Here is a 12,546-nt window from a genome sequence, read left to right as displayed (position 1 = left end):
GCGTTAGTGGCAAAAGACCGGGCCGCTTTGGGCGTTAAAACAAGCTAGTGCGCTACGCTGGCCGCTACGCCTTTGCCACCTTTCGTGGCCGCAAGCTTGCGCGGGTTGGTGGTTTTGGCGGGCGGGGGCGTGTAGCTGTACTGCTCCACCCAGTCGTGAATCAGCTCCAGGGCCTTAGGAGCGAAAGTGGCCTGCTGGCGCCCGTCGATGATGGGCCACTGGTCGGGGTCGGACTGAAACCAGTGGTTGGCACCGATGAGTTTCGACACGAAGACCGAACGGTTGCCGTTCGTTTTCAATCCTTTTTGCAGCGCCGGCAGGTTTTTATTGGCCGCCACCAGCAAGTCGTTCGTGCCGTTGAGCACCATCACCGGGCATTTCACTTTCTTCAGGGAGCTGCGCGGGTCGAAATCAATGAAGTAGCGGTACCACGGCGAGGTCAGCTGGTTGGCGCGGGCATGCAGCATGGAGAAATCCATGTCGGCGTTACCAATGCGCATCATGGCCGATACCTTGGCGCGGGCCAGGTTGTTGTCGGGCGTTTGGCGAATAACATCCAGCATTTGCTGGTGAAACTTCAGCGCGTTCAGCACCTGGTTGGGGTTGGCCCCAATCATGCGCAGGATTTCCACCTGCTGCCGCTTCAGAATTTCCTGGCCCGGCAAGCCGTATCCGGCCAGGGAAACGATGTAATTGGGGGCGTTTTTCTCGCTGGCGGCCAGCAGGGCCACGTTAGCGCCCTCGCCGTGCCCAATCATGCCCACCTGCGTTTTATTGATCTTGTAGTGGGCCCGCAAAAAGCCCATAGCCGCTTGGGCGTCGCTCACGAGGTCGGCAGTGGTGGCAGAGGCGTAGTTGCCAGTGGATTTGCCCACGCCCCGGTCGTCGTAGCGCAGCACCGCAATGCCGCGGCGGGTGAGGTAGTCGGCCAGAATGCCAAACATCTTGAAGTTATCCACGGTAGCGTCGCGCTCCTGCGGGCCCGAATCCGAAACCAGCACCACGGCCGGAAACGGCCCTTTGCCTTGCGGCATGGTAAGCGTACCGGTAAGGCGGATTTTATCTACTTTATTAGGCACCACCACCTCTTCCTCCCGGTAAGGGGGCTTGGCGCGGAAGTTGGCGGCCGTTAGCTTGGTAATGTGGTTTTCGAGCACCACGTTTGCCTTTATACCGGGCTGATACCACACGCCGGTCATCTTCTTCTTATCGGCGCTGAGCTGGCCCACAAAACGGCTGCCGGCTTCGGGAATGCGCAGCGTCACTTCGCTGCCACGCACCTCTACTTTGGTAAGCATGCGGCTGATTTGCTGCGACGGCACATCGAGCGTGGCGTGCAGCGTGCCGTTCGAGAGCGGAACAATAGTCAGGGCCAAGTCCCAGGTGCCACTAGGCACGCGGAAAAGGCCTTTCCAGTAGCCGTCCAGCGACGAATTGGCTTTAACAGGGGGCGCCGCTACCGCCTCAGCCACGGCCAGGAGCAGGCAGAATACTAATTGAATGCGTAAAAAAATCTTCATAAAGTTACAAAAAAGGTGGGCGGTATGTCGATTGGGTGAATATTCGGCTCGAAGAATACCAAATTTACGCAAACCAACCGAGGCCACATACGGTAGGCTTTAATTATAGTTAGCCTCGAATCCTGCGTGTTATACCTTTGTGCTCTGCTAATTTTACCCGATGCCTCACCAATTACGTCTTTTCCTCCGCTTGGCGGTGGGTTGCTGGCTGTTTTTGCTGGCTTCGATGGCGCAGGCCCAGCCGGCGGTTAACTCCCAGCAATGGGCCAAGGCCGTGGCCGCTTTTGCCCGCCAGGACAGCCTCACGCCCCCGCCGCTGGGTGGTATTGTGTTCACGGGCAGCTCTACCATTCTGGCGTGGCGCACCCTGGCCGCCGATTTCCCCAATCGTGCGGTGCTCAACCGCGGCTTTGGCGGCTCGCAAACGCCCGACGTCAGCTACTTCTTCGAGCAGCTCATTGTGAAGTACCAGCCCCGGCAGGTGGTGCTTTACGAAGGCGACAACGACCTCGTGTACGGCCAAACCCCCGACCAGGTGTACGACGCCTTCCGCGACTTTGCCCGCCGCATGCGCCGCGAGTTGCCCCAGGCCAAGCTGCTGTTTTTGGCCATCAAGCCCAGCCCTTCGCGCTGGAGCGCCTGGCCGCAAATGAAGGAAACCAACCGTCGCATTCGGCGCTACTGCCGCTGGCACCGCCACCAGCAGTACGCCGACGTGGCCACGCCCATGCTGGGCCCCAACGGCAAGCCTCGCCCCGAACTGTACCGCGCCGACAGCCTGCACATGACGCGCCCCGGCTACGAAATGTGGACCAAGATTGTGGAGCCGTATTTGGTGAAGTAGCCAGCACTAGCTAAAAACTAGTAGAAATGCCAGTGAATTAATACTTCGTTGCCGATTCACCGGGTTCAGCAGCAACGGTAGCAGCGGGACAGTGAAGTTCTAACAATTCCCTCAACGGGGTACCAAGGCATTGTAAAGGCACGAACTCAAATTCTACCGTGCCCTCTTGACAATAACGGTTTACAGCGAATAGAGCTTCTGTTCTAGACCAGGAAGCTCGTGCAGCGGGCTTGCAAGACCACAAGTGTATGGGTAGTGCAGCCTCATCAGAGGCTGGATCTGAAGAGCCGTTGGTTCTAAAATCGAAAAACGAGACAACTTGCTGCTTCCAAACGAACATAAGGCGCTTGCGCCCATCAGGTACACTTGGGCCTTCCCATGCAAACCCAATCATAATACTTATAGAACGGCTTTGTTCGTGTTCCGTGAAGTAGTACACACTATCCCATGGAAAGGACGTTAGGCTATCAAATCGAATAACCTCATAGTCGTGGGTTTGTGTGGCTACATGACTTAATGAACGACGGAACGCGGCCTCAAACTCCTGATTTTGGCGAGTGGCGGGAGTGCTACAGCAGCAACACAGATTGCCTACAATAAGCCAGAAAAGGTGCTTTTTCATCCGGACCTAAAGTAGCGACAAAAAAAGTCGTTGAGTGCAAGCGCCTATTGCACTAGTGTTTTTCCGGTCTGATTCAGCGCATTGACGTTGTTAATTCAGCCGGCCGTAGTAAATCAGGTCTACCACTTCACCCGCCGTCGTTTTGTAGTCGCGGCGAATTACGCCTTCCACCTCAAAGCCGGATTTTTCCGCCACGCGCCTGACAGCTGTGTTGCTCTCGTGTGTGCGCAGAAACAGCTTCTGAAACTTGAACTCGGCGAAGCAATAGTCGCAGAAGAGGCGGAACGCTTGGGTAGCCACACCCTGGCCGGCCGCATCGGCGTCCATGTAGCAGCCCACTTCCGATTTCGGAATGTTCCAGTCGATGTTCTTCAGGTCGAGGAAGCCGATGAATCGGTTGGTAGCCTCGTCGAGGATGACGAAGGGCAGGTAAGTTTTGGCTTGGCGGCGTTCGGCAATGTCGGCCAGGAAATCCTGGGTATCGGCAAGGGTGCGGGTGCGCGACACGGTGCCGGTGAAGAACTGCTCCAAGCGCGGGCGGTTGCGCTCCACCATCTCAAAGTAGGGGTGGAGGTCGGCTGGGGTTAGCGGGCGGATGCGGTAGTGGGCAAAGTGCAGGTCGGTCATAGCTTGGGCGGCGGGCGGGCTAGTGCTGGGAAAGTACGGCTAATGCCTCGGCCGTAGAGCCAACGAAGTTGATGTGCCGGGCCTTGTTGCTCTCGCCAATAAAGTCCTGCAGGCTTTTGCTGGCGTACTGGGTAAAATCACCCACCACGGCCAGCCGAACCCGGTAGGTGGAGAACTTCTGCAGGATTTCGCCGGCTATGCCGGTTTTCAGATCGAAGAAAGCCGGGGTGATGTTCGCCTGGTGCAGGATGATGCTGTCGTAATTCTGGTAATACAGGTTGCCGAGTAAATCAACACCGTCGGCTGCGGTTTTGATTACCAAATCAGAAGAAAGTACTTCGGTAATTTGGATGCCGCTGATGGTATGGGTGTTGATTTCCATAAGGGTACTCCTGGATACGCTGGTGCCTTTTTTTAGTGACTATAGACAATTCCTAAGGAGCCTCTGGTCATAGACCTTTCAAAACGTTGCCCTACTCTATAGTCGTTTGTAGGGACAGTTAGGTTAATGTTTTCTTTTGTGCTGTCGAGGTTTATAAAAACAGCGTATGAGTTCAAGGGCTTTTTCTTTTCTGGGTAATCTAATTCGCTTATCGTGCCTCTTAATACGACTTTCTCTTGATTACCAATTTGGGCGTTCCAAAGGATGATAAAACCTTGGGTAGATACTGTAAAAACCATAATAAATACGAGTAGTATGGCTACTGAGCCTAATATCTTTCTCCATATGGCCTGCTCTGTCCCTTTGAGAAATACAACATAATATGACAAAGCAACGCCTAATACAGCAGATGGTATTATAAACCACTTGAAAGAGAGGTGAAGTGCTTTCTGGCTTTCCGCATATTCATAAAAATATACTCCCCAGCTACCAACAAAGAAATAGAGCAGGAAGAAGGTAATGATTTTTAGGTCAGTTCTGGTCATTGTATTTAGCTGTAGTTGACGAGCCTTCGGGCGTAGACATGCTACTTTGTCTATGCTTGCAAAGGCAGGCGTTTGAAAGAGCTTCCTCTTCACTGCTTGACATTATGCGCAGCCGAAAGGCTGCATGGATTTGACATCTCAGCTCGACTGACGCAAAATACTTATTTGGGTGTGTTTATTGTTCATACTTTAACCCAAATTTATTGCACCAGTATTCGAATAATGTGTTTCCGTAAACAATAATGTCGCTGCCCCAAATAGATAACACCGGTGATTTGGTTTTGTCTTTTAGAACCACAAGTGCTCTATGACCATATAAGGGGACAAAGCCTTCTATTTCGCAGTTAAATTCATTAATATTCAAAGCTTCCTTAGCATCCTCGATGTAATCATGTGCTTCTTTAATAAGCCATTTTGTTTGCTCTAAATCATCTGGATATTTATAGCATCTTCTTTGGAATTCTCTTTCGTCTTTTTTTTGTCAGGGTTAATGGAAATATGATCTTTGTCGAACCCGTTGATAGTTTTCAACATCTCATAGTAATCTTTTGGTAAAGAAAATCCAAAATGTTTTTCAAGTTCTTTTATTTCTTCTGTGCTCAAACCTGTATTCCACTTTGTATTTTTTTGCTCTTGGAAGCCCCAAACGTTTACGTAATTAACCTCTATTTTTTCAAATTTTTCTTCGGATTTCTTTTTAAATGTTTTCCAATCGTTTCTTTTCATGATTTTGTCAATTATACCTAACATCTGAGTTTGTGAAACAATCAAAGCTACCGAGTTTCGGGAGCCACCGTCCTATTCATGATCAACCTTTGGCAAGGCCACTGATGTTGGCACGGCTCTCGAAGGCCAGAAGAAACTCCAGTATAAGCTAATCCGCCATAACCTACCCACCCAACCCCGTTCCCGTCGTACCTTCGGCAGTCCCAACCGGCTAAAGCCATTAGCCGAAACCTTCCCGGCCGGATTGGGTGTTAGCAGATTCTATGGCCCAGGATAACCTGCAGGTAGCCGCTCCGGCTGCCGACCCAATTGACCAGCTCGACCCGCGCGAATTCATCATCATCAAGAACGCGCGCGTGCATAACCTCAAGAACCTGAGCGTGGCCTTTCCGCGCAACAAGTTCATCGTTGTCACGGGCCTCTCGGGCTCGGGCAAATCGTCTCTAGCCTTCGATACGCTATATGCCGAAGGCCAGCGCATGTACGTGGAAAGCCTGAGCAGCTACGCTCGCCAGTTTCTGGGGCGCATGGACAAGCCCGATGTGGACTACATCCGCGGCATTTCGCCCGCCATTGCCATCGAGCAGAAGGTTACGGTGCGCAACAACCGCTCGACGGTGGGCACCAGCACCGAGATATACGATTACCTCAAGCTGTTCTTCGCCCGCGTGGGCCGCACCTACTCGCCCGTTTCGGGCCGCGAGGTGCGCAAAGACACCGTGAGCGACGTGGTCGACTTCCTCTTCACCCTGCCCGCCGACACGCGGGTAATGGTTATTGCGCCGCTCATTCCGGCCGAAGCGGGCCGCCCGCTGCGCAAGGAGCTGGATTTGCTCTTGCAGAAAGGCTACTCCCGCGTGCTCATCAACGGCGAAATGGCCTTCATCGAAGACCTGCTGGCCGAGGGCAAACCCGAGCCCCAGGGCGAGGTGCAGATCATGATTGACCGGGCCGTGATTCAGCCCGACGACGAGGACCTGCAGTTTCGCCTCTCCGATTCGGTGCAAACCGCCTTTTTCGAGGGCCACGGCACGTGCGTTGTAAAGTTGTCAGTTGTTAGTTCTCAGTTGTCAGAAGGGGGAAATCAGAACAATACTGACAACTCACGACGGGCAACTGACAACCAACTCGAAACCCGCACCTTCTCCGACCGCTTCGAGCTGGACGGCATGAGCTTCGAGGAACCCACCGTCAACTTCTTCTCGTTCAATAACCCCTACGGCGCCTGCCAGCGCTGCGAAGGCTACGGCTCGGTGCTTGGCATCGACCCCGACCTCGTTATTCCCGACAAAACCCTGACGGTGTACGAGGGCGCCGTGGCCCCTTGGCGTACCGAAAAGCAGAGCGAGTGGCTGAAGCCGCTGCTGAAAAACGGCATCCGCTTTGACTTTCCCATTCACCGGCCCTACAACGAGCTAACTGAGGCCGAGCAGCGCCTGTTGTGGGAAGGCAACAAGCACTTCGACGGCCTGAATGCCTACTTCGAGTGGGTACAGACGCAGACCCACAAGATTCAGTACCGGGTGCTGCAAAGCCGTTACCGCGGCCGCACCGTGTGCCCCGAGTGCCGCGGCACCCGCCTGCGCAAAGACGCGCAGTACGTAAAAGTGGCCGACAAGAACATTGCCGACCTGGTGCTGCTGCCCATCCGCGAAGCCAAGGAGTTTTTCGAAAACCTGAGCTTGTCGGCGCACGATATGTCGGTATCCGAACGCTTGGTAACGGAGGTGCACAACCGCCTGAGCTACCTCGTGCGCGTGGGTTTGGGCTACCTCACGCTGAACCGCTTGTCGAATACGCTTTCGGGCGGGGAGTCGCAGCGCATCCAGCTGGCTACCTCGCTCGGCTCGGCGCTGGTGGGCTCCATGTACGTGCTCGACGAGCCCAGCATTGGCCTGCACCCCAAGGACGGCGAGCAGCTGATTGGGGTATTGCGCTCCTTGCAGCAGCTCGGCAACACCGTGGTGGTGGTGGAGCACGAGGAGAAAATGATGGAAGTAGCCGATCAGATCATCGACATCGGGCCGGAAGCCGGTTCCGGCGGCGGTAACCTGATGTTCCAGGGCACTTACCAGGAGTTGCTGCAGGACACCAATACTTATACCGGGCAGTACCTGAGCGGCAAAATGGCCGTACCGGTGCCCAAGGTGCGCCGGCCCTGGCGCAACTCCATCGAGGTAATAGGCGCCCGCGAAAACAACCTGAAGAACCTCACGGTGAAGTTTCCGCTGGGTGTTATGACGGTGGTAACGGGCGTGTCGGGCTCGGGCAAGTCTACGCTCATTAAGCGCATTCTGTACCCGGCGCTGGCCCGGCAGCTCGGCGGCACGTCGTCGGAGAGCATGGGCAAGTTCGACAAGCTGGGCGGCGACTTCTCTCTGGTAACCCACGTGGAGTTCGTCGACCAGAACCCCATCGGCAAGAGCAGCCGCTCGAACCCCGTGACCTACGTGAAGGCCTACGACGCCATTCGCACGCTGTTTGCCGACCAGCCGCTGGCTAAGGCGCGCGGCCTGAAACCCTCGCACTTCTCCTTCAACATTGAGGGCGGCCGTTGCGAAGTGTGTCAGGGCGAAGGCCAGGTGAAGATTGAAATGCAGTTTATGGCCGATATCTACCTGACCTGCGAGGCCTGCAACGGGCGCAAGTTCAAGCAGGATATTCTGGAGGTGAAGTACAAGGACAAAGGCATTGATGAGGTGCTGGAGCTGACGGTGGAAGACTCGCTGGGCTTCTTCGCCGAGCACCCCAAAGTAGCTGAGCGCCTGAAGCCGCTCAACGACGTGGGCCTGGGCTACATTCGCCTGGGGCAGTCGGCCAACACGCTTTCGGGTGGCGAAGCGCAGCGCGTGAAGCTGGCCTCGTTCCTGACCAAAGGCGCCACGCTGCAGTCGGATAAAATCCTGTTCGTGTTCGACGAACCCAGCACCGGCCTGCACTTCCACGACATCAATAAGCTGCTCACGGCCCTAAACGCGCTGGTGGAGCAAGGCAACTCGGTGCTCATCATCGAGCACAACATGGACATCGTGAAGGCCGCCGACTGGGTCATCGACCTCGGGCCCGAAGGCGGCCTCAACGGTGGCCACCTGCTCTTCGAAGGCACGCCTGAGGATTTTGCCAAGCAGAAGGACACCAACGACACGGCCCGGTTCTTGGCCGAGAAGCTGTAAGAAAAGCGCTATTCAGGCGTTGCCAAGCGGAGCGGAAGTACTTTCCGCTCCGCTTTTTTGTGTTTGTATGATGGGTAACCGCTCCTTACTTTGCTTGACAGCCAGCCTCGGTACTTCGTTTGCAGCTCACGCTCAAACCCCAACCGACAGCTTGCCCAGGCGGTTTAACATTCTGGGTGAGCCGCACTTGGTGCCGCGCGTGGGCGTGGCGCTGCAAAAGCAGATGGCAGTGGAAGTGGGCCTTATTCGCCACCGGGTGCGGTACCAGACGCTGGGCAACAGCAGCCGCGGCCTGTACGCTGCCGCCGATATTGTGCCCGGCCGCCGGCTCGTCGTGGGGCCCAAAGTAGGCGGCAGCTTCGGGGCTAACGCTGCCAGCGCCGATATTTCCCTGGTGTATTACACTGACTTCAAGCGCCGGCAGCTCATGCTCACGCCGGCCGTGGGAGTGGGGCTCATAGGCTTCGCGAATCTGTTGTACGGGTACAATATTCCCCTCACGGGCCGGCAATTAACCGAAGTAGGCGGGCACCGGGTGTCACTGGTAGGCAATCTGAATTTCCGGGCGCCGAAAGAATACGACCAGTTGGTGGAAAGCCGCCGGCGCTAGAAACGACCCGAGCGGAACACCGGAAAAGTGCGTCATCGGGAGTGTTACGTAATAATACGGTAAACTAGCGGAGCCCATTAAGCTGAAGGAGCGGCCTGCAGCGTTAAATCTAACGCCCACAGCAGTTTCGTAAGCTTGACCTACTCTCCCCGCTCCATGTCCTCCATCGTTTCCCCTGTGGCGCGTCGTCGCCGTTCGTCCCGCTCATCTTCGTACACGTATTTATGGCGTTGGGTGGCTGCCCTGGCCGTACTAGCCGATATCGGCGTGAATTACTGGTGGAACGCCTTCCCTCCCAACGGCCAAACCATGGGTCGGGTGTCGGCCAAATACCCCACGCTGCTTACGCCGGCCGGCTACGCGTTTAGCATCTGGGGGCTGATCTTTCTTTCGTTGGCGGCTTATTCGGTATGGCAGCTGCTGCCGCCCCAGCGCCGCCAGCCCTTGGCCGATGCCGTGGCGCAGCCCTTGGCCGTGGCCGCGGCCAGCACCGGCGCGTGGGTGGTGGCGTTCAGCTACGAAGAAATTGGGGTTTGCATGGGCCTGATGCTGCTGGCCCTGGGCGCGCTGATTCTGGCCTACGGCCTGGCGCGGAAGCTGGTGCTCAGCGGCAAGGCTCCTGCGGCGGCCAGCTGGCCTTTTGCGCTGTTCCTGGGTTGGATTTCGGTGGCCACGGTCATTAACGCAACGCTGGTACTGCGTGAGCTGGATATAACCAGTCCGCCCAACATTACGGTGCTCTTAACCGCGGCGCTGATGGCGGTAGTGGTGGTGGTGGGAGTGGTAGTGAGCCGGGTTTTTCAAGACTGGGTGTACCCGCTGGTGCTCGTGTGGGCCTTCGGCGGCATTTGGGTAGCGCGCCACCTCGATGTACCCGAACTGGGCTGGGCCGCTTTGGGCGGGGCGGTGTTGCTGCTCATAAGTGCCGCGCAGCAAGCCCGCGCCCGGTAGCGTCCCGAAACGGGCGGAGTGGTACCTTGCGGGCCGTTTCCCTAACCCACTCCCCAATTCGCAACTATGCGCAAGAACATCGTCGCCGGCAACTGGAAGATGAACATGACCCTCCAGGACGGCCAGGCCCTGGTATCGGAAATCGTGAACATGGTGCAGGACGAAACCACCGGCTCGGCCGTGGAAGTAGTTATTGCCCCGCCGTTCCCGCTGCTGCCCATTATCTGGCGTATGCTGCCCGAGGGCGGCCGCCTGCACCTGGGCGCGCAAAACTGCCACCAGAAGGAGAACGGCGCCTTTACCGGCGAAGTATCGGCCAAGCTGCTGGCTTCGGTGGGCACCGAGTACGTTATTCTGGGTCACTCCGAGCGCCGTCAGTACTTTGGCGAAGACGACGAGCTGCTGAGCCAGAAGCTGAAAGCGGCGCTGGCCGCCGGCCTGAAACCCATCTTCTGCGTGGGCGAGTCGCTGGACACGCGCGAGTCGGGCGACACGTTTAAGTACATCGAAAGCCAACTGAAAAACGGCTTGTTTCACCTCTCAAACGAGGAGTTCGAGCAGGTGGTGGTGGCTTACGAACCCATTTGGGCCATCGGTACCGGTAAAACGGCCACCAGCCAGCAGGCACAGGAAGTGCACGCCTTCATTCGCGAGCAAATTGCCCGCGCCTACGACGCCGAGGCGGCCATGAACACCACGATTCTGTACGGCGGCTCGGCCAATGCTCAGAACGCCCGCGAGCTGTTCAGCCAGCCCGATGTAGACGGCGGCCTTATCGGTGGCGCTTCGCTTAAATCCCGCGACTTTACCGACATCATCAAGTCGTTCTAGAAAAGCTGAACCGCGGTGCTATATTCGCCGACGCCCTTATAAACTGGTTTTGATGTAGTAAGATGCGTTACTAAATCGTTGAAAATCGATTTTAGTAAATCTATTTACTATAAGCAATAAACGGCTTTTGCGGCTTGCAAAGCATCATAAGCGAACCAAACTTCTGGGTCCGGCGTCTGCTTACCACACGCTGCTTTATCTTCTTCATGTTTCTGACCACTCTCGTTTCGGCTTTGCTTTGGTGGCACCAGCCTGCGCCGGCCAGCGCTACCGTGCTGCCGGCTGCGGTAGCCAGGGGCTATGCCGATCCGTGTAAAATCTACGGCAGCATCTACATCGAGCGTGACCCGCGCCGCCGCGGCTACTGCAACGCCACGGTGTATGTGGAGCAGCAGGAAGCCTTTGCCAGCCTCGTGGTGTACGACGAAGCCAACAAGCTTTTCGCCGATAAGGCGGGCTTGTGGTACCGCACCGACGCCCGCGACTTTGCCGATTTCACCGTGTTCATTACCGACAACCGCGCCATAGCCGACTTCGGGATTTACTACACCAAGTCCCGCTCGTTTGCCGGGTGCCGCCAGAACTGAGCACTCTACAACCCGAGACGCAACGCCCCTGAACTTTACCTGATGAGGTTGGTCCAGGGGCGTTGATCTTTTCGTTTCTCGCTGAGCCGCAGCAGCCCGTATTTTCCTGCGAAATTGCAGCCGCTTAGAGTAGCTGCTTAACCTTTCCTCCCGCATGGATTTCATTGAATTGCGCGTAACCGCGCCAGCCGACCTGTCCGATATTCTCATTGCCGAACTCGGTCAACTCAGCTTCGACACCTTCGAGGAAAACGAGCAGGGTTTCTGCGCCTACGCCAACGAAGATGGCTTCGACAAAGACGCTACGCAGGCCATCATCGATAAGTACGCCCACTGGCCCGGCGGCATGCCCGTGGCCGAAAGCCGGGTAATTACCCGCCAGAACTGGAATACCGAGTGGGAAAAGAACTTCGAGCCGCTGGTGATTGGCGAGAAGGTATCGGTGCGGGCGCCGTTCCACCCCGAGCGGCCCGATTTGCAGTACGACATCGTGATTATGCCGCGCATGTCCTTCGGGACCGGCCACCATAACACCACGGCGCTCATGATTGAGAACCAGCTGACGGTAGACCACCAGGGCAAACGCGTGCTGGACATGGGCTGCGGCACCGGCATTCTGGCCATTATGGCCGTGCAGCTGGGCGCCGATTACGTGCTGGCCGTGGACGTGGAGCCCTGGACAGCCGAAAACGCCGCCGACAACGCCCTTGAAAACAACGTGCAGGACAAGGTGGAAGCCCGCCTAGGCGACATTACGGCCCTGGAAGGGGAGGAGCCGTTCGATCTGATTCTGGCCAACATCAACCGCAACGTGCTGCTCGACGACATGGGCGCCTACTACCAGTACCTGAAGCCCGGCGGCCCCATCATTTTCTCCGGTTTCTACGAGGAAGACCTGCACCTCATTAGCGAAGCAGCCGAGCGCGCCGGTTTCCGCTACGATTCGCACCGCACCCGCAACCACTGGGTATCGGCCATCTTCACGAAGAGCTAATACGGTCGAGTTTTTCCCGGTTGAACCAGCAGCCCGACGTTTCCTGTTTGCAGGGCACGTCGGGCTGCTGCTTGTGCATCCTAGGGCGCGTTGGCGTGTGTCTTTGGAAAGAGCCGGTGGTGCTTTTTGAAGCC

The 12,546-nt window shown here is 56.5% G+C and carries 12 protein-coding genes; 7 read left to right on the top strand and 5 right to left on the bottom strand.

What is annotated here, in order from left to right:
- Positions 1-44 precede the first annotated feature (44 nt).
- Positions 45-1,520, bottom strand: coding sequence for an alpha/beta hydrolase family protein (locus tag ABD903_RS06840; protein ID WP_345222538.1), 1,476 nt, complete (start codon positions 1,518-1,520; stop codon positions 45-47).
- A 160-nt stretch (positions 1,521-1,680) separates the two neighbouring features.
- Between ABD903_RS06840 and ABD903_RS06835 the strand changes: the two genes are divergently transcribed.
- Positions 1,681-2,364: an SGNH/GDSL hydrolase family protein gene (locus ABD903_RS06835; protein ID WP_345222536.1), complete on the top strand. Its 684-nt coding sequence runs from the start codon at positions 1,681-1,683 to the stop codon at positions 2,362-2,364.
- A gap of 712 nt (positions 2,365-3,076) precedes the next feature.
- On the opposite strand, the gene ABD903_RS06830 is transcribed toward ABD903_RS06835, so the two are convergent.
- The 4 genes from ABD903_RS06830 to ABD903_RS06815 all read right to left on the bottom strand — a co-directional run bounded on the left by ABD903_RS06830 (position 3,077) and on the right by ABD903_RS06815 (position 5,266).
- Positions 3,077-3,613, bottom strand: coding sequence for a GNAT family N-acetyltransferase (locus ABD903_RS06830; RefSeq protein ID WP_345222534.1), 537 nt, complete (start codon positions 3,611-3,613; stop codon positions 3,077-3,079).
- 19 nt (positions 3,614-3,632) lie between these two features.
- Positions 3,633-3,995, bottom strand: a complete 363-nt coding sequence (locus tag ABD903_RS06825; RefSeq protein WP_345222532.1) for a DUF4180 domain-containing protein — start codon at positions 3,993-3,995, stop codon at positions 3,633-3,635.
- Between the two features lie 32 nt (positions 3,996-4,027).
- Positions 4,028-4,540 carry a hypothetical protein gene (locus ABD903_RS06820; protein WP_345222531.1) on the bottom strand — a complete coding sequence of 171 codons (513 nt, stop codon included), beginning with the start codon at positions 4,538-4,540 and terminating at the stop codon, positions 4,028-4,030.
- A gap of 423 nt (positions 4,541-4,963) precedes the next feature.
- Positions 4,964-5,266 carry an SMI1/KNR4 family protein gene (locus ABD903_RS06815; RefSeq protein WP_345222529.1) on the bottom strand — a complete coding sequence of 101 codons (303 nt, stop codon included), beginning with the start codon at positions 5,264-5,266 and terminating at the stop codon, positions 4,964-4,966.
- A 263-nt stretch (positions 5,267-5,529) separates the two neighbouring features.
- On the opposite strand from ABD903_RS06815, the gene uvrA reads away from it, so the two are divergent.
- The 6 genes from uvrA (at position 5,530) to prmA (ending at position 12,412) form a co-directional block, all read left to right on the top strand.
- Complete coding sequence (gene uvrA, locus ABD903_RS06810; protein ID WP_345222527.1) at positions 5,530-8,439, top strand: excinuclease ABC subunit UvrA; 2,910 nt, start codon at positions 5,530-5,532, stop codon at positions 8,437-8,439.
- A 94-nt stretch (positions 8,440-8,533) separates the two neighbouring features.
- Positions 8,534-9,049: a hypothetical protein gene (locus ABD903_RS06805; protein ID WP_345222525.1), complete on the top strand. Its 516-nt coding sequence runs from the start codon at positions 8,534-8,536 to the stop codon at positions 9,047-9,049.
- Between the two features lie 156 nt (positions 9,050-9,205).
- Positions 9,206-10,000, top strand: coding sequence for a hypothetical protein (locus tag ABD903_RS06800; protein ID WP_345222523.1), 795 nt, complete (start codon positions 9,206-9,208; stop codon positions 9,998-10,000).
- Positions 10,001-10,066: 66 nt separating this feature from the next.
- Positions 10,067-10,831: a triose-phosphate isomerase gene (tpiA, locus tag ABD903_RS06795; protein WP_345222521.1), complete on the top strand. Its 765-nt coding sequence runs from the start codon at positions 10,067-10,069 to the stop codon at positions 10,829-10,831.
- 206 nt (positions 10,832-11,037) lie between these two features.
- Positions 11,038-11,418, top strand: coding sequence for a 7(1) septoil knot domain-containing protein (locus ABD903_RS06790; protein WP_345222520.1), 381 nt, complete (start codon positions 11,038-11,040; stop codon positions 11,416-11,418).
- A gap of 154 nt (positions 11,419-11,572) precedes the next feature.
- Positions 11,573-12,412, top strand: coding sequence for a 50S ribosomal protein L11 methyltransferase (gene prmA, locus ABD903_RS06785; RefSeq protein ID WP_345222518.1), 840 nt, complete (start codon positions 11,573-11,575; stop codon positions 12,410-12,412).
- Positions 12,413-12,546: the final 134 nt, after the last annotated feature.

Source organism: Hymenobacter koreensis (assembly GCF_039541855.1).
Taxonomy (GTDB): Bacteria; Bacteroidota; Bacteroidia; order Cytophagales; family Hymenobacteraceae; genus Solirubrum; species Solirubrum koreensis.
This window is presented reverse-complemented; position numbering and strand designations above follow the sequence as displayed.